This window comes from Pedobacter alluvionis (assembly GCF_003664035.1).
Lineage (GTDB): Bacteria > Bacteroidota > Bacteroidia > Sphingobacteriales > Sphingobacteriaceae > Pedobacter > Pedobacter alluvionis.
Genome location: NZ_RCCK01000010.1, coordinates 377,931 through 403,861, shown reverse-complemented (window position 1 = coordinate 403,861; position 25,931 = coordinate 377,931). Strand labels below are relative to the sequence as shown.

At 38.9% G+C, this 25,931-nt stretch carries 20 protein-coding genes and 1 tRNA gene; 10 read left to right on the top strand and 11 right to left on the bottom strand.

Going from position 1 to position 25,931, the window contains the following annotated elements; genetic code table 11:
* The first annotated feature begins 1,502 nt into the window (after positions 1 to 1,502).
* The 7 genes from BCL90_RS01775 (at position 1,503) to BCL90_RS01745 (ending at position 9,364) form a co-directional block, all read left to right on the top strand.
* Positions 1,503 to 4,676: a ligand-binding sensor domain-containing protein gene (locus BCL90_RS01775; protein ID WP_121282242.1), complete on the top strand. Its 3,174-nt coding sequence runs from the start codon at positions 1,503 to 1,505 to the stop codon at positions 4,674 to 4,676.
* A complete protein-coding gene (locus BCL90_RS01770) occupies positions 4,661 to 5,485 on the top strand; it encodes a response regulator transcription factor (RefSeq protein WP_121282241.1) in 825 nt (274 codons plus the stop codon). The genes BCL90_RS01775 and BCL90_RS01770 overlap by 16 nt, the downstream gene beginning before the upstream one ends.
* Positions 5,486 to 6,053: 568 nt before the next feature.
* On the top strand, positions 6,054 to 6,494 hold the full coding sequence (locus BCL90_RS01765) for a DoxX family protein (protein ID WP_244095032.1): 441 nt from the start codon (positions 6,054 to 6,056) through the stop codon (positions 6,492 to 6,494).
* Positions 6,495 to 6,666: 172 nt separating this feature from the next.
* A tRNA-Ser gene (locus tag BCL90_RS01760) sits at positions 6,667 to 6,753 on the top strand.
* A 324-nt stretch (positions 6,754 to 7,077) separates the two neighbouring features.
* On the top strand, positions 7,078 to 7,860 hold the full coding sequence (locus tag BCL90_RS01755) for a hypothetical protein (RefSeq protein ID WP_121282239.1): 783 nt from the start codon (positions 7,078 to 7,080) through the stop codon (positions 7,858 to 7,860).
* Between the two features lie 360 nt (positions 7,861 to 8,220).
* Complete coding sequence (locus tag BCL90_RS01750; RefSeq protein WP_121282238.1) at positions 8,221 to 8,937, top strand: glycohydrolase toxin TNT-related protein; 717 nt, start codon at positions 8,221 to 8,223, stop codon at positions 8,935 to 8,937.
* Between the two features lie 10 nt (positions 8,938 to 8,947).
* On the top strand, positions 8,948 to 9,364 hold the full coding sequence (locus BCL90_RS01745; RefSeq protein WP_121282237.1) for a hypothetical protein: 417 nt from the start codon (positions 8,948 to 8,950) through the stop codon (positions 9,362 to 9,364).
* Between the two features lie 324 nt (positions 9,365 to 9,688).
* Here the strand turns inward: BCL90_RS01745 and BCL90_RS01740 are convergent, their stop codons facing one another.
* From BCL90_RS01740 to BCL90_RS01690, 11 genes are all read right to left on the bottom strand, one after another.
* Positions 9,689 to 10,066 (bottom strand): hypothetical protein, encoded by a 378-nt coding sequence (locus BCL90_RS01740; RefSeq protein ID WP_244095031.1) that lies wholly within the window; start codon positions 10,064 to 10,066, stop codon positions 9,689 to 9,691.
* 441 nt (positions 10,067 to 10,507) lie between these two features.
* Complete coding sequence (locus BCL90_RS01735) at positions 10,508 to 11,470, bottom strand: helix-turn-helix transcriptional regulator (protein ID WP_121282236.1); 963 nt, start codon at positions 11,468 to 11,470, stop codon at positions 10,508 to 10,510.
* A 3-nt stretch (positions 11,471 to 11,473) separates the two neighbouring features.
* Positions 11,474 to 12,454: a helix-turn-helix domain-containing protein gene (locus BCL90_RS01730; protein WP_121282235.1), complete on the bottom strand. Its 981-nt coding sequence runs from the start codon at positions 12,452 to 12,454 to the stop codon at positions 11,474 to 11,476.
* 120 nt (positions 12,455 to 12,574) lie between these two features.
* A complete protein-coding gene (bla, locus tag BCL90_RS01725; protein WP_121282234.1) occupies positions 12,575 to 13,483 on the bottom strand; it encodes a class A beta-lactamase, subclass A2 in 909 nt (302 codons plus the stop codon).
* Between the two features lie 39 nt (positions 13,484 to 13,522).
* On the bottom strand, positions 13,523 to 14,431 hold the full coding sequence (locus BCL90_RS01720; RefSeq protein WP_121282233.1) for a DUF5106 domain-containing protein: 909 nt from the start codon (positions 14,429 to 14,431) through the stop codon (positions 13,523 to 13,525).
* 73 nt (positions 14,432 to 14,504) lie between these two features.
* Positions 14,505 to 15,632, bottom strand: a complete 1,128-nt coding sequence (locus tag BCL90_RS01715) for a clostripain-related cysteine peptidase (RefSeq protein WP_244095030.1) — start codon at positions 15,630 to 15,632, stop codon at positions 14,505 to 14,507.
* A 34-nt stretch (positions 15,633 to 15,666) separates the two neighbouring features.
* Positions 15,667 to 17,136 carry a FimB/Mfa2 family fimbrial subunit gene (locus BCL90_RS01710; protein ID WP_121282231.1) on the bottom strand — a complete coding sequence of 490 codons (1,470 nt, stop codon included), beginning with the start codon at positions 17,134 to 17,136 and terminating at the stop codon, positions 15,667 to 15,669.
* A 113-nt stretch (positions 17,137 to 17,249) separates the two neighbouring features.
* Entirely contained in the window at positions 17,250 to 19,061 is a 1,812-nt protein-coding gene (locus BCL90_RS01705) for a FimB/Mfa2 family fimbrial subunit (protein ID WP_166792153.1), read from the bottom strand.
* A gap of 163 nt (positions 19,062 to 19,224) precedes the next feature.
* Entirely contained in the window at positions 19,225 to 20,115 is an 891-nt protein-coding gene (locus BCL90_RS01700) for a FimB/Mfa2 family fimbrial subunit (RefSeq protein ID WP_121282229.1), read from the bottom strand.
* Between the two features lie 127 nt (positions 20,116 to 20,242).
* A complete protein-coding gene (locus BCL90_RS01695) occupies positions 20,243 to 21,568 on the bottom strand; it encodes an Mfa1 family fimbria major subunit (protein WP_166792151.1) in 1,326 nt (441 codons plus the stop codon).
* A gap of 175 nt (positions 21,569 to 21,743) precedes the next feature.
* On the bottom strand, positions 21,744 to 22,355 hold the full coding sequence (locus BCL90_RS01690; protein WP_121282227.1) for a DUF3575 domain-containing protein: 612 nt from the start codon (positions 22,353 to 22,355) through the stop codon (positions 21,744 to 21,746).
* A gap of 505 nt (positions 22,356 to 22,860) precedes the next feature.
* Between BCL90_RS01690 and BCL90_RS01685 the strand changes: the two genes are divergently transcribed.
* The 3 genes from BCL90_RS01685 to BCL90_RS01675 all read left to right on the top strand — a co-directional run bounded on the left by BCL90_RS01685 (position 22,861) and on the right by BCL90_RS01675 (position 25,903).
* On the top strand, positions 22,861 to 23,544 hold the full coding sequence (locus BCL90_RS01685) for a response regulator transcription factor (RefSeq protein WP_121282226.1): 684 nt from the start codon (positions 22,861 to 22,863) through the stop codon (positions 23,542 to 23,544).
* A 26-nt stretch (positions 23,545 to 23,570) separates the two neighbouring features.
* Positions 23,571 to 24,938, top strand: coding sequence for a sensor histidine kinase (locus BCL90_RS01680; protein ID WP_121282225.1), 1,368 nt, complete (start codon positions 23,571 to 23,573; stop codon positions 24,936 to 24,938).
* A 263-nt stretch (positions 24,939 to 25,201) separates the two neighbouring features.
* Positions 25,202 to 25,903 (top strand): MgtC/SapB family protein, encoded by a 702-nt coding sequence (locus tag BCL90_RS01675; protein ID WP_121282224.1) that lies wholly within the window; start codon positions 25,202 to 25,204, stop codon positions 25,901 to 25,903.
* Positions 25,904 to 25,931: the final 28 nt, after the last annotated feature.

Below are 25,931 nucleotides of genomic sequence, written 5' to 3'. Positions count from 1 at the left end.
GCTCAGGATACGTATTTGTATCAATATTTCTCCATTTTGTCTCGATTTGTGTTGAATGACTTTTGTCATGGAGTTAACTGAAAATGAGACTTAACTACAGATATTTGATTAGGACGATTTTGCCACGGAGGCACGGAACACATGGAGAATGCCGCTCAATGCGTCATCCTGAGTTCAGCTCAGGATCTTTATAGCAACAGTTTTTTTGAAATGATGGGGCTGGCACGTTTCGGTTTGGGGAGCCCTGCTATCTCTTCATTCCTCACTCATACTTCGCTCCGGGCTTTCCGTTCTATCAGGTTTATTTAACACAGGCCTGTAGTCCTAATTTAGATCAGACCTCGCAGGTTTAATTCAGCATTGTATTTATTTTTAATGGCCTCATAGAGGACTGCGCCGTTTAAAAACCTGCGAGGTCTATAAAGCCGTGGGTTTGCGTTAGGGATTGTAAGGGTTTAGTGCCGATCCTTCATCGGTACCGGAGCGCAGCGCAGCCCTGAAAAGCCCGACCTTTGCGCAGCTTAGGGAACGCCCAGATTAATTGGCAATTGACAGTTGTCGCGTTACCGATATGTTGCTGAAGTGGTCATTGTTTTTTGGAAATGATGGGGCTGGCACGTTTCGGTTAGGGAAGCCCTGCTATCTCTTCAAGTTCTCTACCGATGAACACTCCTATCATTTTGATATAATTCATAACATTCTTCTACTGCTCTATGCCGCAGTGGCATGGTACTTTGGAGCGCCAAAGTACCCAAAGCGCTTTGTCAATCCAACAAGGTGGCTTCACACTGCCCCATGCTCATCAAAAAAACAGCGGCACTTTGTTTTGTGTTCAAATTCCTTTATAGCTTTTAATTATCGTTTATGAACACAAAACCACTGCGTTTCAGGTTTGGTAGTGCCGTTTGTTCTGTATTGCACATGTTTTTTTGATCCTTCTGCCACTTGGGATTGACTGCGTCCTTCGCTAAAACCTGTGCCTTATTAAAATCAGTTAGCAAAATGCCTAAACTATTCTCAAAAAAGATATGTCCACACGGTAGGATGAAAAATTGAGATCCGGGCTTTTCGTTCTATCAAGTTTATTTAACACAGGCCTGTAGCCCTAATTTAGATCAGACCTCGCAGGTTTAATTCAGCGTTGTATTTATTTTTAATGGCCTCATTGAGGACTGCGCTGTTTAAAAACCTGCGAGGTCTATAAAGCCGTGGGTTTGCGTTAGGGATTGTAAGGGTCCAGTACCGATCCTTCATCGGCACCGGAGCGAAGCGCAGCCCTGCAAAGCCCGACCTTTGCGCAGCTTAGGGAACGCCCAAATCAGTTTACAATTCGCAGTTGGCAGTTCGCAGTTTCATTTCTATAAAAACTGAGTTCCTATCTTTAAGGCTTTCCCAAATAAAAATAGAATCTGTCTCAATTTTTCTACGTATCCTCTCAAACTCAAATTAACCTGAAAGCAAAACATTTCTTTAATATATTTGAAGCTACTGACCAATAAATCTTGAAAAAACTCATCATCCTTTTATACCTGTTATTTTCGGCCAACCTGCTTTGGGCGCAGCCTTACTATTTCAGGCATTACCAGGTAGAGAACGGACTTTCTAATAATACGGCCTTTTGTAGTGTGCAGGATGGGAACGGCTTTATGTGGTTTGGCACTAAAGATGGTTTGAACCGGTTTGACGGTTATTCTTTTAAAACCTACCGAAATGATACCGAAAAAGCTGGCAGTTTAGGCAATGATCTGATATCAGCACTTCACCATGATCACGAACAAACACTTTGGGTTGGTACAAACAACGGCGTGTATCAATACAATCCAACAAAAGAAACCTTCGCCCTTATTAAAGAGACTAAAGGGATGCGGATTACAGACCTGGCGAGCGATCTGCGTGGAAATTTGTGGATTCTATCTTCATTCAAAATATATTTATATCAAAAGCACACCAGGAAACTACAGGCTTTTGGCCTTAATGCACCGTTCGATGCCTCCCTGGTAACGATTTTAAAGGATGGAAGTGTATGGATCAGTACCGGAAAGGGGACGTTAGAGAAATACAACCCTAAAACGAATAATTTTCAGCAGTTTAATATTAATGGAAAAAATGCCAAAACCGAATATGGCTGGGTATCCAGAATTGCAGAGACTGAAAATGGAAATTTATTGGTTGGCACGACCAATCAAGGTGTTAAACTTTTCAACCCTGTTACCTTAACATCAAAAAATATACTCAGACTAAACGACGACCAAACGCCAATTTTTGTTCGGGATATCAAAAAAACAGGCCCGCATGAATTTTGGATTGCTACAGAATCGGGCATTTACATTTATAATGATGAAAGTGGGGCAATTATACACCTCAAAAAACAATATAATAACGATTATTCTTTAAGTGATAATGCTGTTTATAGCATTTGTGTCGACCGTGAAGGCGGGGTTTGGACCGGCACCTACTTCGGGGGAGTGAACTATTATTCGAGCCAGACTTCGCTGTTTACCAAATACTTTCCGCAAAAAGGCACAAATTCCATCAGTGGAAGCGATGTGAGGGAAATTACAAAAGATCGGAATGGGAATTTATGGATTGGTACGGAGGATGCGGGACTGAACAAACTCGACGTAAAAACAGGCGTATTTAAACACTTTTTACCCGACGGAAAACCCGGAAGTATTGCCTATTCCAATATCCATGGGTTATTGGTTGACGGCGACAAACTCTGGATTGGCACTTTTGAACATGGTTTAGATGTTTTAGACCTGAAAACAGAAAAGGTAATTAAACATTACCAGGCAGGTGTTGGAAATGCGTTACGTACCAATTTTATTGTTACTTTTTGTAAAACGCGGTCGGGTGAAATTTTAGTTGGAACCATTAACGGGATTTATCTTTATAATCGCAAAAGAGATGATTTCGACCCGATTGCTGGCCTCCCTTTTATTTTTTACGATTCGGTTATGGAAGATAGTAAGGGTAATGTCTGGGCAGGCAGCTTTAACGACGGTATATTTAAGTTTAACTTATCCAGACCGGGCCATGTGAACTATCGAAATATTGCAACAGATGCAAAAAGTTTAAGCCATAACAGCGTAAACAGTATTTTTGAAGATAGCAAACAGCATATTTGGGTAACTACGGATGGTGGTGGACTTTGCAGGTTTGATCAGAAAACACATCAATTTAAACGTTACGGAATAAAAAATGGCTTTCCCAGTAATTACCTGTTCCGTATCGAAGAAGATGCGGTGAATAATTTCTGGATCAGTAGTACACGCGGCCTTATCCATTTTGATCCCGTTACGGGGTTGAGTAAGACCTATTCTAAAGCCAACGGATTACTTACTGATCAGTTTAACTACAGTTCTGCCTATCAGGATGAAGATGGCCGAACCTATTTTGGGAGCGTAAAAGGGCTGGTAAGTTTTAATCCGGCCAGTTTAAAGGCAACAAATTATGAGCCGCCGGTATTTATAACGGGGTTTCAGGTCAACAGTCTGGAAATCGGTTTACATGGGAAAGATTCTGTCGCTAATAAATCGATTGTTTATGCCGATACCATCGAACTTAACCATAACCAATCATCATTTAGTATCGATTTTGCTGCCTTAAGTTATTTATCGCCTGAAATGACAGAGTATGCTTATAAAATGACGGGGCTTTATAAAAACTGGGAATATTTAAAAACCAACCGGAAGGTTTACTTTACCAAACTTGCCCCTGGCAATTACATTTTTGAAGTAAAAGCTTTGGTTGAAGGAAGCAGCAACTGGAGCACCAAAAATGTTAAACTTCTGATCAAAATACGTCCTCCTTTTTACCTCAGCCCACTGGCATATCTACTTTATTTGATGGCTATAAGCGGAATCACTTTCTTCCTGGTGCGCAGGTACCATCGAAAAATTGCACTCAAAAACAGCAGGCGCATGGAAGTTTTTGAGCATGAAAAACAAAAAGAAGTTTATCAGGCGAAGATCGAATTTTTTACCAATGTGGCACACGAAATCAGGACACCGCTTACTTTGATTATCGGACCGATGGAGAAACTGATTAAACAGGCTGATGCTGTACCCGCAATAGAAAAGAATTTACGGATCATGGGTCGAAACACCGATAGGTTGCTCAAATTAACCAACCAATTGTTGGATTTCAGAAAAACCGAAACCAGCGAATTTTCATTAAACTTTGTAAAAGCTGATATCAGCGAGATATTAAAGGATATTTTTATCCAGTTTCAGCCCGCAGCCGAGCAACGGAATATCAGTTATACCATCAAGTTGCCCGAAAAAGCATTCCATGCCTATATCGATGTGGAAGCTTTTTACAAAATTATCAGCAACCTTGTTGACAATGCCATTAAATATGGAAAAACGACAGCTGAAATCAGTTTATCGAAATCAGCAGAACAGGATAAATTTAAAGTTTCCGTTAAAAGCGACGGCAATAAAATACCTGCAGAAATCAAGGAGAAGATTTTTGAGCCTTTTTTCAGGGCTAAAGAAACGCAAATCACCACTGGAACGGGCATAGGTCTTTCCATTTCCAAATCGCTCGCACAGTTGCATAGCGGCGAGTTGTACCTGGATATTAATGACCACCATTTTAATATATTTGTATTAGAACTGCCCATCCATCAACTTATTGAATTTAACCTGAACGGAAAATGGAAGAAATTGTAGGTACGCTCACGATGAAAGATCAACAGGAAATAGAGAAAAACGTGGTATTATTGATCGATGATAATGAAGATATCCTTGATTTCATTTCGGATGACCTGGATGAAAAATACCATGTTTTACAGGCCAGAAACGGCATAGAAGCGTTAGCAATATTACAACGTGAAATTGTTCAACTCATTATTAGTGACGTAATGATGCCCGAAATGGATGGTTTTGAATTTTGTACAAAAGTAAAATCGACCCTGGAATTCAGCCATATTCCGGTGATACTGCTTACTGCCAAAAATTCATTACAATCTAAAATTGAAGGTTTAGAGCTGGGTGCCGACGCCTATGTAGAAAAGCCCTTTTCGCCCGAGTTTTTGCAGGTGCAGATTTCCAGTCTGCTTAAAAACAGAAATAAGATCAAAGAATATTTCTCCAATTCTCCCCTCCTCCACCTGAAAAGCATTGCCCATTCTAAGGCAGATGAGTTGTTTTTGGAAAAATTACAGGATATCATTAACAAAAACATCAGCGATCAGGATCTGGATGTAGAACACCTGGCAGAGAAGATGAACATGAGCCGGCCAACCCTATACCGGAAAATCAAATCTATTTCTAACCTGAGTCCGAATGAACTGATTAATTTAGCAAGATTAAAAAAAGCTGCTGAACTTTTAAACGAAGGACTATTGAAAATTTACGAAATTTCAGAAATGGTGGGGTATAGCTCGCAATCGCATTTCGGACGGAATTTTGCCAAACAGTTTGGAATGTCGCCCACTGATTATTTGAACAGCAGTATTGCAGGAAAGAAAAAAGGGTAATTTTAAAGGGTATAAATCGCGAAGCATCTTAATGGAGAAGGCTTTTTCAGCCGACAGCCTGCCCCGATTTTCGGGGAAGCAATCTTAATGCACACGCTAGCAGCGATCGTTGTAAGATTGCTTCGTACCTTATAATGACGTTTATGTAAAAACTGATATTCAGTGTTATTTTTTTTGACCATATAAGACATTTAAGGACCATATAAGCTTACGTGTTCTTATATGGTGTGAAAGCCTAAAGGATTATTTAATGAATCAGATGTTCTTAGGTGTCTAAGGTGGTTAATTAAACAGCGTAGTCTTTAATTTTTACGACCACTTTAGACATCTTAGCTCAATGAGTTTTACAGGATGCAAAATCTTAAACCTAATAAATTAGAAAGCGCATATAGGACCTCATTCCTATTTTTTTCAGGCCACTGAACTGATGGTTACTCCCAATGACGATCTTTCTTTTCACACCTCAATTCCTTCTATTTTCCATCTCAAAATCAAATAATTAGCCAGCCATTGTTATTATCTTTTATTATCCTTAAATTGTATTAACCAAAATATATAAGTTATGAAAATGCTTAAGAAAATCGAGAACTGGGGCGATCATCACCACCCAAAATGGTTAGATTATTTTAGAATCTTATTAGGCCTTGTTTTAATCTGGAAGGGCATTGATTTTTACATCAATATGCCGGCATTTAGCAACCTCATGCGCGGTGCATTTTTAGGTACAGCAATAAGCATCAGCTTACTGGCACATTTCATTATCGTATTACACCTAATTGGTGGTTTAGCCATTACCCTGGGTACCTATACGCGTACGTTTTGTCTCATTAATTTACCGATACTGATCGGGGCCGTATTCTTTATCAATATTTCGGGAGGCATTTTTAAACCCTACTCAGAATTTTGGTTTTCGGTTTCAGTACTGGTTGGATTAATCTGTTTTGCCATCGAAGGAAATGGAATTTTATCGGTCGAACACGAAAAAATCTTGCCAAAACAGGCTGCATAATTCAAAATACAAACACAAAACCCCAACATAAACGGCTTAAAAAAGCTGTATATTGATGCTTTTTGCTTTTTTTATACCCACTAACTAAATGATTAGCAAGGCTTAAAATATTAATTAAATTATTTAAGTAGAAATTATTTGCAGATTTGCTTCAAGTTTGTACTTTTGCGGCGGAGAGTTGGCAGAGTGGTCGATTGCGGCAGTCTTGAAAACTGTTGACTTGTTAAAGGGTCCGCGGGTTCGAATCCCCCACTCTCCGCAATGCAATAAGCAAATTAAGCCTTTAGCATAACGTTAGAGGCTTTTTTATTGCTCTATATTTCGATAGGGGTATCAAAGGGGGGGTACTTTTGGAGTGGTTTATCGTTTAAAATAATCTTATCTTTGATTATTCCTTTTGTTGCTATGAGGATAAAATTATAAATGGTATGAACTGGATTGCTTACACCATTTTTTTAGCACCCTAAAGCCTCACCATTCTGTTTATGCATTCCTTTAGGTTTCCCGTACCGCAGCATACAAAATAATCACTTGTTTTACATTCCTATTCCATACATTAGATAGAACTAAATTGAAACTCATTATGAAAAGAACACTTTTAACACTAATCGTACTATTGCCGTTGTTAGCCTTTGGGCAAGTAAAGTATCTGATATTTGGGGTTGTGGATGGTAATGTTCCAGTTAAAAGTGTGATTGATGGTAATCATGATGTCAACCTAGATGATGAAACTTTAGTGATTGTAAGCTCGTTCATTAAGTATAAATATGGAGATGTTTTTGAAGTATATTATAAAAACAGAAAACTATACATAAACCCCGACTTTCTAAAAATAAACAAGGAGGATCAAAAAGCATTTGACACGTGGGATGCTAGTGAATTAGATAGCATAAAATCTAAAGCAAGTTATGCTGCGGATGTAATCTATAGAAATGATTTAAAGAAAGCATTTGCATTTTTAGACAATACAAAAACAAAAGGACTGGCAGTTCTGAACTGGAGTTACTACGATGAAAGTGAATACACAAGCGGAACGAGTGCAAAAATAGAAGTGTATAATCCAGCAAAGAAAACAATAAAATATATTTGGTTTTCTTTTGTCGGCTATAATGCTGTTGGTGATGTAGTTTCATCAAAAGGACAGACAATTAGGACTATGAAAGCAGTCGGCCCAATAAAAGAAAAAGAAACAGGCTCTTATGAGTTTTCTTATGTTTGGTTCTCAGATTTGGTGCAAACCGCAAAACTAAAGGCGATTAAAATTCAATACATGGACGGGACTTTTAAGTTGGTGCCTATTCCATCTTCTATTATTCTACCTAAGAACTTGTACAATATATTAAATGATGAGGTTGACGAAGATTAATGCATCCTATTTGCAATTCTAATCTAATTGCCTTAAAGTTAATGCTCCCTCCATCTAGCACAAGTCTTAGCGCCCACGGCCTGAGCAAAAGCCCGACTTGGGCATTCATTAAATCAATATATTAATTTCTATAAAAAATCTCAGCTAGTTAAATATAGTGAATGCACAAGTCCTCCACCCAGCTGCCTCCCCACTAATATTTGCACTAGTAAGGAGGGCAATATGTAGCGAATATTCTTATTCAATTGTAGCTTTTATAATTAAAAAATATTAGATTAGCAATACATATAATGTATTATTTTACTCTCATTACCCATCTATTTTCAAAAATCATCATTTTACTAAACTAAATTAACAGCTATGAAAAATTTATTAAAGTACCTACTACTTTTAAACATCGCATTATTCTCTGTGGCTTGCCGCTCCGATAAGGATGGTCTTTTAGATGAACCACCAATTACGGCACCTACTGAATTTTACAAAAACGCAAACCAACTGGCTGCGACCTATGATCCTTCAAACATTGTAAGCCAGACGATGAGGGATCAGGTTTACGATTTATACAAGAAACAAAAGTGGGGCGAACTGGAAACGCTATTTATAAACAACAATTTAAACGGAAAATGGCCACCTGCAAACGGAGGTTACAATACAGTAGATGATACACCAATCACGATGGGACAAAAATACGATAGATACAGTGGTGCGATTGGAACCTACAGCGGAACAGGGGCTCCGACCTTGGGAGGAAGTTTTACAAGTCCAATCATCAATGGATCTGTGTATACCTTCGGGCAAAGAGCCTTGAATCAACCGGAAAATACTTATGATTTTTATTATGAAATCGAAGTTTTAAATAATTCATTAACTTTCAAAGGCCAAACAGCAGATATTATTCCCTGGTTTAATCAGGTGGGCAATGGTAAGCAGACCATGTGGAAAATCCCGATCGATCCAGCGACTGGCTACCAAAAAACCTGGAATAAATTGGCCCAGGAAGGGTATATTAAAGTAACAATTAAGAAAAACCCGAGTGGAAAATACCCGGGAGCTGTGGGCGTAGTTATTGCACAATAAAATTATTTAGATGTATTCCATTTCAAAAAAAATATTCATTGAAAAACAGGTTTCTGTTGCCAAAAACACATTCAGTAATGCAGAGATCGGTAACTCAGCAGCAGTAAAATTCAAATGTTGTAACTGTGGCCATGAAAATATCGTTAAAATAACACCTTACGAATCAGGATTCCCGATTTTTCAATTGCACAATAATGAAAAGGTTTTAGCTAAAAATGAATTATTAAAGAATAAAATTGTCTCCGAAACCTCCATAAATTTACTTCACTTTGGAGAATTGACAGTAAATGATTTACCAACATTGTACTTTGGAACAGATTGTCCGTCTTGTCATTCAAAATATATTTGTGTTTTTAGCTATGGTGAAAAACAACCTGGACTAACTTTGCTTACCATTTCCGGCTTATGGAAATATAACGAAATTTAAGCTTGGATATCTCAAAATTGCTATTTGTTTTTCGGCAAAGTGGTCAATTTTTCTGCGTAAATTGATCAAGCAACTTATTTTAAGCGGTTTTAAGGCTTAAATTACGAGACAAATTACTTCTTGTAAATTCCCTTAATAATAGCCAAAATTCCTTACAGATGTTGCAGAGGCATCCCCTCATCCCCGCTGAAGAAACAAAAGCCTGAAATAGAGATATTTCGGGCTTTTTTCGTTTCCGGCATACTCAAGACATGCATGAATTTGCATAGTTCTGGTGAGTGATTCCCGAGCTGGTGCGAGCTTGTAGCTCGTATCCAAATTAACTTAAACCATATCAATTTCTAACAAACCCTTTTCTCCAGAAAAATCTATTGCACTACTATACTTCCAATGGTAATCTTCTGTTACAAAGCCTGCCTCAACTGGATTGTTGTGAATATAATCGACTTTTTGATCAATTACTTCATTTGACCACAGCTCAATAGGCTTGTTATGCTGTTGCCAAAACTGGCCATTTGTTACATTACTGGTTTTGTCTCCTGCTCGTTTAAACATCCAAAGCAGCCACTCTTTTCTGCTTTCTTGTATATTTTCACTAATCTCCTTCTGAAGTTTCTTGGATGTATGTACTTTAAAGTCGCGTAGTACATCGCCTGGATTATTATTTTTTGCTCTAAATATTAAATGTACATGACTAGGCATTATGCACCAGCAATAAACTTCCATGCCTTTATTTTTCTACAATAATCTAAACTCTCTATCAAAATGTTAAAATATTGTAACCTAACAAAAACATCAATCTAATACACAGTTGCAAAGCTGACAAAATATAGCCCCTCTTTGTTATAAAACTTATATTTTCTGCTCATTTTGTTCTGTTTATCTAATTTACAGCAATTTAGATAATCTATAATTATTATGCTTCGAAAATTATGAAAGTTTAAGATTGCGACTTTCTAAATTTTAGAACTATGGCTTTTCTATATCGGTACGAGTTAAAAACTCGCACCAGCAGATTTTATCTAATTGCAATCCGCTCGGACTGGCAGGGGGCATTTTCAAGCCATTTTAAGTAGAATTTTAGGCTTGGCTCAATCCCTCGCTTTCCACCAGCTTGGTTAACCACCAAATATTTAGAATGATCTAAACACTTACTTTTTTCACAAAAACATCGCTTGGAAGATATCCAAAGTTTTTTTTGTAAACAGAAGCAAAATGTCCAGGCTTGCCGTAGCCAAGTTCAAGGGCTACGTCTTTTATTGAAGCAAAAGTGCCTTTTTGCAACAAGTTATTTGCCAGTGATAGTTTCTCTTTTGTGAAAAATCTTTGAGGACTATTGTTCATCATTTTGGAAAAAAGAATTTTATACTTGGAAATAGACATGCCCGCTATCTCGGCCAAAGTTTCTAAACCCGGAAAATCCATCAACAAATCACTAGTTAAATACTTTACTGTCTCCATAACCCCTTTAACATCGGTATTCGACATTTTATGATCTGAGTTTTCCAGTTCCCTCACCCTATTTAACGTATTGGTCAATACCCTGAGTGCAACGCCTTTTAACAGCAATTCATAAGAAGGTGTATTGAAAGGACGGTCTTTCAGCTCATTAAGAATTAACCGGCTGGCACTATCCACATGGGTATTAAAAAAGAGCGTAACCTCCCCCACAATGGAGTTGATGAGCTGTTTACTCGCAAAAATACGAAGGCTGTAATACCTTTCCCCCGGCGAAGGGATTAGCGTACTTTGTGTATCAGAATCTATAAATCCCATGCCAATATTTGAGCTGTAGCGCACTTTTTGTCCATCACCTTCTACAATGCGTGTGCTAAATCCTTCATTCAAATCAAAATACATCAGGTAAAGAGGTTCGCGACTGGCCATCCTTGTAAAGGCCACATCAATATGATAAACTACATCCATCAGCAATACCGACAGGCCAGGCATTACCTCTAAAAATAAAGAAAAGCCGGTAGCTGCACGGCCATCATGAATCATGTATTTATCGTCGATTAACTTATTTCCCAAGCCATCTACGATTTCCTGCTGCCATTCGGCCGTTAATTCAAACCTGTGTTTGATATGTAAAGTTCCCTCTTTCATTGGTTAAAAATGATTCAGGTAATCTTTAGGAGGTACATTATACAAGTTTTTAAATTGATCCGTAAAATGCGAAGCCGTAGTAAAGTTAAAATGATCGGCCACCTCACTTATGGTGTGTAAACCGGTTTCGAGCATCTCACGGGCATGAAATAATTTATTTTCTAAAAAAAAGGAGTTTGCGGTGTTACCCGTAATTTTTTTGAATAAAGTCTTATATTTTGTTTCTGACATACAGGCACGGGCAGATAGTTCTTTTATTCCCGGAAATGGTCTTCTCAGCGCTGCAATTAAAAAAGACTGAGATTCGATAATTCCAACCAGATCTTCTTTTGATACCTTTTCAATCAAAATTTCCTGAGTTAGTATTCCATCCATATACTCACTAAGTAAGGAATAAACAATGCCTTTAAGGAGTGTTTCATACAGGGGATCTTGCTGATTGGCTTTGCGTAATTCATCAGCAATCCACCAGGACCGATTACTTCCCCTACTAAAGCGGATAAATGTATTTTGCTCGGGATCAAATAAAGCACCCAGTATTTGGTCGAACTGTGGAATAAATGAAAGCTGACGTTTAATTTCTTCCTTTAAAATAAAAATGGTGATGCTATAAACTTTGCTGCCTTTTTTAATTTCATAATCGACATCCATACAACTGTCTACAAAAGCCTCGTTATACGCCCAGCGACCAACTGATTTTAGCTCTTCGTTTAGAATAATTACGGCATTACCTTCTGTAAAATCATAGTGCAGAGTTACAAAATCACTACTTTTATTTCTGTAGCGAAAAACCATAGAGGTGTTATAGGTAACGTCTGTAACATATACGGAAATATATTCATTTACTTTTATAGCATAACAGGTTCCTGATTGTAACTCTTCGGGAATGCAGATGAAGTTTCCGTCAACGTAACCATTGAGCTGAACCGATAAGTCCTCTGTCCATGATAAATCTACACCGTGATGCTGTATGACTTCTCTCATAAGACTAATTTAAATAAAAATCTGAGGATCAGAAACCTGAGAACCGGTGGGTGAGCGCAGCATAGTAAAAAAGCATTTAAAGATTTGGCTGTTTTATAGCCAATACCAGAAACAAGTATGTCATTTCGAAAAATAATCCCAGGTGGCTTTACTGCACTCGGCAATGATCTGATCCGTTACTTTTTCCTCTTCCTTTGTCATTGATACAAAAACAGCAATGGCAAAATGTTTCCCATTTGGTAAAGCAACAATACCAATATCATTGCTTGCAGTTGTAATTCCTGCTGAGTTTATACCAGAACTACCCGTTTTATGTGCCACTATGGTCCCTTTAGGGAGTAAACCTTTGATCTTGTTTGGCCCTGAAACAGTTTTCACCATAATATCCCAGAGAAAATCACCAGAAGATTTAGAAAGTATTTTCTTGTCGTAAAACATCTTCAGCAATTGTACAGCCGAAAAAGATGTACTCCAGTTCTTAAACTGAACTTTTTCATCCAAATGCATCTCCTCTTCTGTGGCTACAATGGCTACATCTTTTAGGCCAATGCCGTGGATAAACTGGTTTACCTTTGCTGGCCCGCCAACTAACCTGAACAAGATGTCGCAACCGTTATTATCGCTTTGTGATACTGTATATCCCAATATTTCGGCAAGCGGAATATACACGTTACCCTGAGGATATTTATCCCTAAGGGGGCTCCAGGTATTGGGTAAAAGATCTTTGGCTTTTACAAGAATCTGCTGATCAAGCGTCAACTTACCTTCATCAACCTGTTTTAGCACAGCTAAGGCCAGATGAAATTTATATACACTTTGCATTGGATAATGGGCTATTCCATTAAACCCAATGGTATCCCCATTCTGGAGATCAGCTACCGCAAAACCTATTTTAGCGGCGTGTTTACCGGCGATGGTTTCGATTGCCTTTTTTAAATCCTGTTTACGTTGTTGTGAGAGGCTGTTAATTGAGTTGAGCAATAAGCATAATACAAGCCAAACCTGATTCGGAACTTTAAAACATTTCATATCTATAAATATATATTTTACATTGATCTTGATCGCTGATTAACCAATTTTTTTATTTGCAATCGTACCCAGGGTATCCATAACTACATCCATATAGGCATCTTTCAGTAACACTTTTTTATCTTTATCCAGCAGATAAAATGTTGGAAACGCCCGTAAATCGTATTTTTTTTGTTTGTGTATTTGCTGCTTATCGCTGCCATTTATCCATTCGGCAGGTATTGAAGAGGCATAGTCCTTCCAAAGCCCAAGATTGTCTGCTGTGTAAATAGCCAATACCTGCAATTCTTTTTTACGCTGCATCGCTTTCAGCATTTTACTATTGGATAGCTGGCTGATGGTTTCCCTACAGTTTTCACAATCGGGATCATAAAAAAGCAGCAATGTGAGCGGAGCATCTATTTTAGACAAACTACCTTTATTGGCAGAAGGTGTGATGTAGTTAAAATCTTCTGCGGCATGCCCCAACCTATTTTTATATAACATGCTCAACTGGTATTGTGGCCTTATCTTATATCTGGCATCTAACCTTTCATCTTTAATACAGTACTCTAACACGGAAATATACTGCTCTTCGTTCCTTAGCGGAGAATCAGGATGATCAAGATATTTTTCGATAAGACCGATAAAATGATCGAATAAGGCCTGATTGGTTAACATTTTATCCAACAAAGTGATTAAACCATCATGAGCTGAACCTGCCGATGTTTTATTTAGCAAATACAGATAATCAACCAGTTGTTGCTCGCCCACCTCTTTTCTAAAAAGTGTTGCCGTATCAATCACATTGAGGTTGTCCCAATAGTGCTGTATGGTATTGTTAATGGTTTCCTCGAAATTACCGGTTACACCTGGCTTATCCTGGTGGCCTGCCTGTTTTGAGGTGGAGACATTGCAGGAGGTAAGTAAACAAGTTATAAACAAGCCTATTAATATCAGATTTTTCATTTGTTTATTTTTTTCTTCAATGGCTATGAAGCTGTCATGATTTATAAATCATGACAGCTTCATAAAATAATCTTTAACGAGTTACCGCTACCGTCCACTTCAATTTCTTATACGCTGTATTCAGGTATCCGAAATCTTCCTGGGGAATGTAGCTGGTTAAACCGCTGAATTCGTGTATTACAAAACCACTATAACCCAATAGAAACCGGGGAGTTGCGGCTTTGTATACTATTGTATTTTGTAGCAGGATGGCTAATTCGTTATGGCTTTCGGGAGGAGATAAGCGACGGTAATAATCTTCGAAATCGAAAAACAGGCGATGCGTCTGGTACCTGTCGAAATGCTGTACCTCCTTTAAATCGTGTGCCTGAAAAGTATCATCTGCATGATGCCTTACCCATGCCCCAAGCGCGGGTAATGTTCTGGTATTTATAACAGCAATGGTAGCCGCACGCAAATCACCTTCGTTTTGGTTGTAATGATTAAAATATAGCTGGGCGAAAGATATCAAATCTGCGGTTGGCTTATAAAGGCAAGGCAGCGCCTTCGGGTAGATTTCTATAAAACCCGGAGAAAGTATCTCGGCAGAGGAGGCCACAATATAATCTGTTTTATCTTTAAGTTCATAGGCTACCTCTATCCCTGCCATAAAACAGCTTTCAAAAACCATGAAATCAAAAAAATGGTCGGGTATGGCTGCTGCAAAATCTGGCAGTTCCATATCTTTATTGCTATCCTGTAAAATAGTGCGGGGCATAATCAGCGTACGCTCGGGCAACCAACCCGACGCATGCGAAAAGAGCACCAGTCCATACGAATCTGCGGGCGCTTCTTTTACAAGATCCTGCAATACATCTTTAAATACACCGCAGCTGGCTGCATTTCTGTTATTATATGTCTTCAGCATTTTGATTTCTGCATGCCCGTTATTGCCAGCCCTAATTTCCATTAGCTTCGGACTTATGCCTTTTGCAGCCTGGAAAATCAACAACTTGCCCATGCCCAAAGTGTAAGATGTTTTAAGTGCCTCTATTTTGTCGTAAGTTTCGTTGCTCAGATTATTGTTACCACCCATGTAAACCAACACCGTACGGTTACTTTCAGGAGAAGTATTTATAACAGGAGATACCATGTTAGCATCCTTTTTACAGGATATAAACATCATCAGCAAGCCACATAATAAATAGTTTTTTGTTTTCATGTCCATTTAAAATAAGATTCCAATCAATTACAGCCTAATTTGTATTGCGCTGGGTTATGGTAATTGTTTTACTGATCCTGCCAATTGTTGTATTTGCATCGCCAAGCCTAACGGTGATTTTCCCCGTTCTGGGTCTGGAAACACCTAGGTTACTGCTGTTGATATAGATCAGCAAACTCCATTTACCGCTTGCAGGATCCATTTCTGTAGCAACACTTATCCAGCCTGCATCTTTAGGGTCCCGGTACGCATACCATGGAGCACCTAGTGAAGAAATTCTGATAGGGATAACCTGCCCGCTTGCCGCACCCACCTCAGCCTGATCTGTGCTTAAAGCCAATAGGTACTGGCCATCTGTGCTGATTACATTTAAGCCACCATCATCTAATTGCTTCAGTTCTACCTCCATATTTATGGGAATGTTATTCTGTGCATTGGAGATACTAGCATAACCAGCTCCGCCTACGGCAGTAATATTAACGGAATACTTATAATTACGTAATAAGGGTATGGCGTTGCCTGACCCATCCATAAAAGCAATCCGATAATAGGTATCCACAGCACTTCCCTTATACCTACCACCAATTATTAATTCTGTACCGGTGGTTTGGTTTGGCTGTAATGAACTTTTAGGACTTTCAAAAGCATAGATTTCCTGTTGCAGGCTTTTGCCTGGAGAAAGTACCTGATAGGTAACCGGGCTAACGTTTCGCTGTGCTGCCGATGGCATGCTTTCTGATGTTACCGTATTTCCATTAAAGTTATTGCTCAAAGGTGCAATTAACCCTTCAGCATAGCTATTAACCAAACTTACTGAACTGAGCCGAAAGTTTGACACGGCAGTTTCTTTAAGAACTACATCTATACGGGCCAGACTTCTTACCATTGCAATGCTGTTTAATGCAGTTGTATTTGCAGTAATAACAGCAGGTTCCGTTTCGCCCCACATCGGGAAAGCATCATAATTTGTTACGGAAGTGGCATTCCATTGACCCATTTTAGAGAAAGCCAATTTTGCCATCACTGCTTCTTTACGCTCCCCTTCATTTATCGTTATTCCGTTAAGTTGCTCACTTACATTGGCCAGCACTACAAAGCGGTAATTATTGTCGTTATCTATTTTAAGACCCGCCTTAAAACTTTTACCGGCGCTATTTGCAGCATCAGGTGTTGAAATACTGGTTCCTGTTACGCTGTAAGCAAAGGTTTCACTTTCATTTTCCAAACCTTTATTCGTTACTTTAAATGCCAATACGTTTACTGTATGTATTGCATTCTCTTCGTTTTCGGTAATGGCGTAGGTACTAACTGCTTCTGTATGGCCAGGCAACTGCACATTAAAATCTACAGCTCTTGTGTTTTCGTTCCGTACCTGTGCGGGCAGAATCTCTTGTTTCCGGCAGGATAGCATACTTATGCACCATACGATAGCAACCACTACATACCCTATTTTTAAGAGGCTATATGGGCATTTTTCCGTTAAGTTATAGCTGAATATTTTCATTGGACTATAATTTGTCTTTTATTGGTTATGAAGCTATCATAAGCATATTTATTGCTGTTTGTAAGCGGTGTACTTATGATGGTTTCATCGCATTTTGCGTTAAGTTTTTGTGATTACAACGGGATACTTTTCACACACCTAGCCCTGTATTTCACAGAAGTTTTTAAAGTTGTAGAGCTTAATGTACCCCCACCAGGATTAGCGTTAATTATATGGGCCCAGGCGCCAGAGGAATTATTGATATAATTTGTACCTGTCCAATAAAAATACTGTCTGTCAAAAAGAGTTGCCCCAGCCTCACGAAGAGCTTTTTCAACAGCACTACGCTGATTGTATTGGTACGGAATAAGGCGGGTTAATTCATCATAGTTGGGCAAACGCCAGCCTTCACCATATACCTGGGCACAGCTGCCTGTACGGGCAGGGTTTAACTGGATTTTCAAGGCATCTAATGTAGATGTCGACCCATCCTTTACATTCGCTGCGAGGTACCAGTTAGGTGTACCGGGAAGATCGGTTTTGGCAACATAGATATCAAGACCTGGCAAATTATCTGCAAAGTTTGGTACAGCCTGGGTAACCTTGATGGTTTTACTTAACATTCCGGATTTGAAAGTGAGTGTACCTGTTCTAGATGCGCCTGATTTATTACTGGCTACATTAAAAGAAAAGTTTTGCGCCTGGCCGGCCGGGCCGCTACCAGCGGCTGGAATTATCCAATTTGTACTTGAAGTAACGGTCCACCCGCCTGAATAAGTGGTATTAAGATCAAGGTTTATCCGTTTTCTTCCACCATTATCCTGAAAAATTTCCTGCCCAACCTTTAACTCATAAACTTCGGGGATATTCACATCGGGCAAATTGGCTTCACTCCATTGGGTAATGCCTACCGTTATGTTTACGGGCCTGTTACGCCATGCCAACTCCTTATCTGCAATACCTGCACCACTTACCTTAATTATATTTACAGTATAATGGTGATTGCGCAACAATGCGATGGGCTTACCACTGCCATCAACCATATCTACCCTGTAATAGGTAATCTGGGTACTGCCCTTGTATTTTCCGCCAATTACCAGCCCTGTTGCCTCAGATGTAAAGACATCTGAGGCCGCTTTGCTCTCAAAAAGATAAATTTCATTTTTTAGTTCGGTGGAAGGCTGGTCAAGGTGATAATCCTGAACCGGTAAAAACTGAACAGAAGCTGGTAAACTTACCTCTGTTACAGATTGATGATTTACATCGTAATTGGTTGAAAAAGGCACAATCTGACCGCTGTTGTTAGCGTTAAAGATACTCATCGAAGTTATCCGGAAATCATTGCTTGCATCTTGTGCTAAAACTACATCTATGGCTGCCAAACTGCGCAATACACTAAAAGTCATGCTACTGGTTTGCGCATTTACTCCTTTTACAACCCCACCTTCTCCCCACATCGGGAAAGGCGTGAAATTGGCAGAAGTTGCTGCTGTCCATTTTTCACAGCTTAACTTAACCAGGCTATACAATATATCGTCTTTAGGTTTACCCTCAATAAATGAACCCGCTGCTTTTTGTACTTCCTCCCTGGCATTACAAAGGATTACAAAACGGTAATCGTCTGTAGTTTTTACAAGATCTGCATAAAAAGCGGCCTCTCCCAACATGCCGTCTGCTGCCAGTATGATTCCTTTTGTATAATATGAAAAAAGTTCTTTGCCATCCACTATTTTAAAAGCAAACAAATCTATGGATGCTATCCTGTTTTCATCATTTTCGGTAATGGCATAGGTTTTGGGCTGCACAGATTTGGGCAGGTTCAACATGAGTTTCACCCTTTGATTTATTGCCCCATCTGGCATACTTTCGAATTGTGCTGTTTCTTTACGACAACTTACAATTGCCATACTACACATCAGCATAAATGCATATAGATACTTTTTCATCAGCATATAATTATTCGTTATTATTTTATCTTTTTTAACGGAACTCATGCTTGCTTCGCAGGTTGTTTTTTAGCGGCAATGAAGCTATCATGGGCATATTCACTACTGTTTGCCAATAGGTATGCTCATGATGGTTTCATTAGTACCCATTTTTATGATTAAACTATAGCTCCATTTCTGAGTATTGCACTTTCCAGCCATTTATAACAATTTCAATATTATGGGAAAGGGAATAATTAATCTGTATATCAATTACAGGTTCACAGTTAAAATCGACCTGGCTAAATTTGGCCAGTAGCGCTTTGATATCAGCATTAAAAATGTCGACATCATTAATTAAATCGCGTATTATTAACCTGGATGCCTGATTTCCGACAGGCCAAAGAACACCCGTATTTGCATGATAAACATCCTGTTTTATGGCATTGGTATAAAGCTTTGCCATTGTAAAATGATCTGTAGCAAAATTGTAGGTTAAATTATTTGTTAAGCTATACCCAATGGCATTATAACTTATTCTTGCCTGGTAACTATGGTTAACCAGACCACCATTTAAAGTTAAATTGAGCGGTTTGCCCACTAATTTCATTGCTATTGAATATGCATTGTTTTGTGTTATTTTAACCTGTTGCAGTATTCCAATAAAAAACGCTCCATTTTCTGTTTCTTTATTACCATCTTTCATTACATAGGAGGGGATATAAAATTCGCTAAGACGGGTCTGCCCATTTATAAGGCTTTGGTTTGCAAAATGCTCGTCACTTAATCCCGCTACTGCTACAAGGGTATAAACCCCCTGTTTCAGGTTTAATGTAATTTGCTCATCCAACCCGAAAGAAACTCCGGCATTAGAAAAACGTCCCGATAAAATACCCGACTGGTTAAACGCAAAAACAGTGAGCTGACCACTCTTTGTATAAACCGGCCGATTATTACAGCTATCTGGTTGGGTAAAATAAACAGCTATCTTAAATTCACAATCCTCCAGATTCTCTTTTATACAAGCTTGGGCTGACACCATGAGCACCAGTATAATTATAAATATCCTTCTCATATTCAAAATGGTATAATTGCATTTTCTAAATAAAGCTGTTTAAAAGAGCCGTTTTTGTTATGGGAATAAGCAGATTTCTGCAATTCAGAAATCTGCTTATTCATCTTTAAAAAGCTTCAGACAAATTTTAAATTTCGTAATCTGCAACGTGCATAGCCCATGGTACAATGGTAATGGTAGCCTCTATGCTTACTTTTTTAGATGGTGCGATTGGATCTGTAGGTGATATCGGGTCTGGTGATATTAATGGTTTTCCGGGATTAGCAGGCGTGCCGTTGTCGCCATTGATCTGGTTTTCGCCCGGAGTTCCTAAACCGTTAATTTTGGTAACAGTTGCATTATAATATACGTTTCTCAGTAAGTCATATTTGCCTTCACCCATTACGTTTCCTTCTGGATTTAAATATAAACGGTAGTAGCAATGGCCGTTATTGTAAGTAATTGGTGCTGCACCTCCGTTTGCTGTAGCATATTCCTGTGCCTCTTCTAATGCACCAAAGTAGTACACCCCAAAATTGGTAAATACGGCGTAGAATGTTCCATCGGCTGCAAGCGGGTTGGTACCGGTTAGTACAGACGGCGTAAACTTGGCCCTTACACTAACATAGGTTACCTGATTGTGTTGATGTTCTTTAGAGGTATTCTCTGGCACATATACCACATTTTGGCTACCGACAGTAGCCGAGGCAGCATTTACCGGTTGGAAAGTGGCAACGTCTACCAATTTTAAATCAGAAGCATTATGCGCTGCAGCCAACCAGTTAGCATCTCTAAAGTTAACTAAAGGAGCTACAATTTGCTTGGTATTTGCCTGACCTATAGTATAATTAAGTTCAGACAAATTACCACCTGCTATATTAGAAAGCATTAAAGATTGTCCAGATTTTACACTGGTTTTAGCAACTAAACGGCTAACAGGTACTGTTATTTTGTTGACACCGTCTTCAGAAATGGTGATACGGTTGATACTTTCGTTAAACATGGCAACAGAACCATCGCCGTTTACCAAAGCAGGCATATCTACGTTGATAGCGGTATTCATGTTGGCGTAGTTTGACATTAATTTGTTTACAATTTCCTGAGGAAGGTTTACACCCGCAAAAACCTGTTTGGCACCGATTTTCACATCAAGAGATTGCGCTTTGATCGTTTTTCCATCGGCTTCATAAACATCACTTCCATCGATATGGACATAAGAGGTAAGCGTGAAAGGTGCCCCATCATCATACACAAATACATCTATGGTATTGATTTTCATCTCCGCATCAGTTGCATTGTCATCTGCCACGGCATAAGTAGATACAGATTTTGGCGCTGCTACCATGAGCTGAAGCCTGGCATCTTTTCCATTACTTCCGCTAAAATTAACTCCGTTTTTTTGATCTTTTTTACAGGCTGCTATTGATAAGGCAGCGAATGCCACAAAGGCATAATTTTTAATAAACTTTTTCATCGTTATATCATTTATTTTTATTACTGATGAAGCTATCATGCGCATGTTTATAAGGTTTGCCCATGATGGTTTCATTTTAATTGTGTTTAATTATTCCTATTATCTATTGTATAGAAAGGCCTTACAACACTTTTTAAGCATCATTCAACCGTTGTTTTCACTAATTTTTGGGTTATTACCTAATCTTGTATACTAATGAGATTGAAAATTTTGTGGGACCAAAGTAAACTTTGCTTTCTTCTCCTGTTTTAGCGCCACAGTGCTGGCAATCATAAACGTCATAATCCATAAATGCATAGCCTAAACCTAAAACTGATTCGACACCAAACCTATCATTGATCATGTGCGTATAACCTCCCGATACCCCCATTCCGAAAAGATTTCCCTGGTAGCGGTTTTCTTTCAGTTGCCTGTTAATCCCCGAGATACCTCCTACATTATAGTAAGCATAATGCGCATGCAGGCCTACAAAGAATTTACTGAAAGCTTCTCCCTTCCATAGCCTTAGTTCGGGTTGCACAGCGATGTGTTTTAGCTTGGCATCTCCACCATAGTTAAAGGGATTATAGGACACCGGTATATACAGGGTAAGCGGGTGTGCGGTGTTATCCGGGCTTAAGCTTATTTCACCTGCGATATTGATATTTCTTAATGCAATGGCTGGCAGATTGGTCTTTATAACAAGATGATGTTCTTTAAAGAAAGTATTTTCCTGTTCCTGCGCCAGCCCCCTGCCACAGCAAATTAATAGTATAAAGAAACATATAGATAGTAGCTTTTTTTTCATGACTTATTTATTTAATTAATCCGGGATCATTTAAAATGGCTTAACCTTTTCACGCCGCAAAATTCGGTTTTATGCCTTTTAAGTGAGGCTATGTTCAGCCATTAAACTATCAGATTAAGACAAAAAAGGAGATATGTTTCTTGCCTGCTTAGACGTTTTTCACTAAAATATCTCCCAGGCAGCGGCAAAATAACATGATTTGCTATACCCTATTCTTTACTTATCGGTAAAGCTTTAGATGTACAAACAGGTCTACAACGGAGCCATTATACATTAATGATACTATGCAGAAGTATCCTCTAATTAAAACCTATTGTAAAATTTATGGGTTCATTTTCTGGTTTTATTAATTTGAAATAGCTTTCGTTCGCATCCTATCCAAATTCAACGGCTGTTCAACAATGTTTCTCCTGTAACCATTAAAACCCTTTTCCAAAATTTTTAAAACACAAAAACATAAATTATAGGCAAATAATATTGAAGTTTGCACTTATAAATTTTCGATATGCAGATTCTGGTAATAGAAGATGAACAAAGGGTAGCTGAGCTGATCGATAAGGGGCTGACCGAACTTGGTTTCCAGGTTACCCTTGCTTATGATGGAGAAATGGGAAAGAAACTGGCCTTATCAAAATCATTCGATCTGATCCTTATGGATTTGATCCTGCCAAAAATAAACGGGATAGACCTGTGTAAAGAGATCCGGCTTAGCCTTCCCAATATCCCTATTATTATGCTTACCGCATTGGGTACCACCGATGATAAGATTGAAGGCTTTGATGCCGGTGCAAACGATTACCTGGTAAAACCATTTGATTTCAGAGAGCTTCATGCACGGATCAGGGCTTTGATTAATCGGAACCAGGCTTTAAACAATACTTTTAGCCAGGGTTTTATCCTCCGCTTTGCCGATCTTGAAATGAATTTGGAAACCAAAATGGTACAAAGGAACAATGAGCCCGTTAACCTTACACCTAAAGAATTCCGCTTATTAGAGTATATGATGGGAAACTCAGAAAGGGTACTGTCCAGAACGGAAATAGCTGAAAAAGTTTGGGACACTTTTGATTCGGGCACAAATTTTATCGATGTTTATATCAATTACCTCAGAAAGAAAATAGATAAAAACCATAGTGTTAAACTGATCCATACCAAGCCGGGTATGGGCTTCATATTTAAAGAAGGATAAAACATTGTTACCATTAAAACTCAAATATGAAAATAAGGGTAAAACTTTTGTTGTTATTTCTCACGCTTTTTGCCTCGCTGCTCCTCGCCTTTGCGATATTTATTTATATCTACTCTGCAAAGACCAGAAAAGACCAGTATTATAAACAGCTAAAAAGAGAAGCAATTACAAAAGCTAACCTGCTTTTTGATGCAAAAGTACCTGCAGCAGTATTACAGCTCATTTATAAAACTACGCCCAATTCGCTTTTTGAAGAAGAGGTAGCAATATACGACACCTCGTTTCACCTCCTTTACCATGATGCGGTACAGATAGACAAGGTTAAGGAAACACGAAAAATGATCGATCAGATTGTGCAGGAAAAAGAAATTACCTTCGATCAGGGTTCGTTACAGGTGGTAGGCCTGCTCTATGAGCACCATCAAAAAACCTATGTAATCACAGCAGCTGCTAGCGACCAGTATGGCTTAAACCGTTTGCAAGCGCTTAAATATGCTTTAATTGTTTCTTTTATCATCATCATCAGTTTAACTATTGCCGCTGGCTATTACTTTGTTAGCAGGGCATTAAAACCTGTAACCGAAATTGTAGATAAGGTAGCTCAAATTACGGCGACCAATCTGTATAACCGCGTTCAGGTAAAAAACCAAAAAGATGAGATTGGCGAACTGGCACATACCTTTAACGGTATGCTCGATCGTCTGGAGCAATCTTTCGATAGTCAGAAAAGTTTTGTCAGCAATATCTCCCACGAACTCCGCACACCATTATCAACAATTATAGGCGAACTACAACTGGCGCTGATTAGAGAACGCAATACGGATGAGTATAAAGAAATCATCAAACTTTCACTAAATGATGCTCAAAGTTTGGCAAAGCTCTCAAATGGCCTGCTCGATCTTGCAAAAGCCAGTTATGATCGGAACACCGTAAGCAAGAAAAAATTCCGTGCAGACGAACTCTTAATGGAAGCCAGGGAAACCGTACTTAAAATCAGTGAAAATTATAAAGTTGATGTTCAGTTTGCCCGCGAAATTGAGGATGATGATGATATCTTAATTAACGGGAACGAGTATTTATTGAAAGTGGCGTTTATTAACGTGATGGAAAATGCCTGCAAGTTTTCTCCAAATCACTTGTGCACCATAGAAATTGATTTTAATGCTACACGAATCAGTTTAAGTTTTAAAGATACCGGAATAGGAATCCCTCCTGAAGATATACCAAACATTTTTACCGCTTTTTACAGGGGTAAAAACAAAGACTTTAGCTCAGGAAATGGAATAGGGCTATCGCTCAGCCAAAAAATCATTTCTATGCATCAGGGAACTATACAGCTCAATTCAATTGTAAACAAGGGCAGCACGTTCAGGATTGATATCCCACATCTTTAGTAATCCTGCATTATTTGTATTGATCCTTATTGGTTTTCCGCCTCGGATAAGCTAACTGCCCGATCTTTTCTAATGAATTTCTAATAAATTTCTGTTTCTCTTCTAACAGCCTCTTTAGAAGGCATTTTCTACTTTTGCAGCACAATAAAAAAGAACAATAATGGACGCAGGCCCCTATTTCAAAACAACAACAATTAATGGTTTAACCGCCCCTCAGGCATAAATTTCTTTTATGCCCGGTTTGGGGCATAGAAAAGAAATTTATGACACTTTTTGAATTCACCCTCAGAATAACAATAGCTTTTATGTTGGGTGCCGCTATCGGCACAGAACGCCAATGGCGCCAAAGGATGGCTGGATTAAGGACCAATATGCTCGTTTGCTTTGGTGCCTGCATGTTTGTTTCCTTAGGCGTAAAGGAAGGTGGAGACGCTGCCGGTAGGGTAATCTCTTACGTAGTTAGTGGCATTGGCTTTCTTGGTGCGGGAGTCATCATGAAAGATGGACTTAACGTGCGTGGGTTAAATACTGCAGCAACTTTATGGTGCTCTGCAGCCGTTGGCGCATCCTGTGGAATAGGACTTCTTCCTGAAGCTGGCATTTTTACCACTTTCGTTATTCTCACCCATGTATTTATGCGCCCTGTTGGCGTAAAACTAAGCCGCCTGCCTTTAAAAAACACGCATGTCCCAGTGCCTTATGTACTTATTATTAAATGCAGACAGGATGTAGAAAACCATGTCCGCGTTTTGCTGCTACAGTTTACCGGCAACGACAGTAAGCTTTTACTCAGATCGTTAAAAAGCACCGATGGTGAAAACCCGGTAACCGCCATTATTACGGCCGAAATATTTGCCAATAACAATGAAGATGCGTCGATGGAAAAAATCGCGGGCCGCTTAACCATAGAACAGCAGGTTTCTGAGGTCAGCTGGAACAAGGCCGGCGACGAAAATGACTTATAAACAATTGAATTACCATCCTTAATAAACA

Coding starts and splice junctions, on each gene's coding strand:
- BCL90_RS01685 (WP_121282226.1), top strand. CDS start 22,861: ATGCAGATTCTGGTAATAGAAGATGAACAAAGGGTAGCTGAGCTGATC.
- BCL90_RS01730 (WP_121282235.1), bottom strand. CDS start 12,454: ATGAGAGAAGTCATACAGCATCACGGTGTAGATTTATCATGGACAGAG.
- BCL90_RS01680 (WP_121282225.1), top strand. CDS start 23,571: ATGAAAATAAGGGTAAAACTTTTGTTGTTATTTCTCACGCTTTTTGCC.
- BCL90_RS01690 (WP_121282227.1), bottom strand. CDS start 22,355: ATGAAAAAAAAGCTACTATCTATATGTTTCTTTATACTATTAATTTGC.
- BCL90_RS01695 (WP_166792151.1), bottom strand. CDS start 21,568: ATGAAAAAGTTTATTAAAAATTATGCCTTTGTGGCATTCGCTGCCTTA.
- BCL90_RS01755 (WP_121282239.1), top strand. CDS start 7,078: ATGAAAAGAACACTTTTAACACTAATCGTACTATTGCCGTTGTTAGCC.
- BCL90_RS01715 (WP_244095030.1), bottom strand. CDS start 15,632: ATGAAAACAAAAAACTATTTATTATGTGGCTTGCTGATGATGTTTATA.
- BCL90_RS01700 (WP_121282229.1), bottom strand. CDS start 20,115: ATGAGAAGGATATTTATAATTATACTGGTGCTCATGGTGTCAGCCCAA.
- BCL90_RS01750 (WP_121282238.1), top strand. CDS start 8,221: ATGAAAAATTTATTAAAGTACCTACTACTTTTAAACATCGCATTATTC.
- BCL90_RS01765 (WP_244095032.1), top strand. CDS start 6,054: ATGCTTAAGAAAATCGAGAACTGGGGCGATCATCACCACCCAAAATGG.
- BCL90_RS01710 (WP_121282231.1), bottom strand. CDS start 17,136: ATGAAAATATTCAGCTATAACTTAACGGAAAAATGCCCATATAGCCTC.
- BCL90_RS01745 (WP_121282237.1), top strand. CDS start 8,948: ATGTATTCCATTTCAAAAAAAATATTCATTGAAAAACAGGTTTCTGTT.
- bla (WP_121282234.1), bottom strand. CDS start 13,483: ATGAAATGTTTTAAAGTTCCGAATCAGGTTTGGCTTGTATTATGCTTA.
- BCL90_RS01735 (WP_121282236.1), bottom strand. CDS start 11,470: ATGAAAGAGGGAACTTTACATATCAAACACAGGTTTGAATTAACGGCC.
- BCL90_RS01740 (WP_244095031.1), bottom strand. CDS start 10,066: ATGCCTAGTCATGTACATTTAATATTTAGAGCAAAAAATAATAATCCA.
- BCL90_RS01675 (WP_121282224.1), top strand. CDS start 25,202: ATGACACTTTTTGAATTCACCCTCAGAATAACAATAGCTTTTATGTTG.
- BCL90_RS01720 (WP_121282233.1), bottom strand. CDS start 14,431: ATGAAAAATCTGATATTAATAGGCTTGTTTATAACTTGTTTACTTACC.
- BCL90_RS01705 (WP_166792153.1), bottom strand. CDS start 19,061: ATGAAAAAGTATCTATATGCATTTATGCTGATGTGTAGTATGGCAATT.
- BCL90_RS01770 (WP_121282241.1), top strand. CDS start 4,661: ATGGAAGAAATTGTAGGTACGCTCACGATGAAAGATCAACAGGAAATA.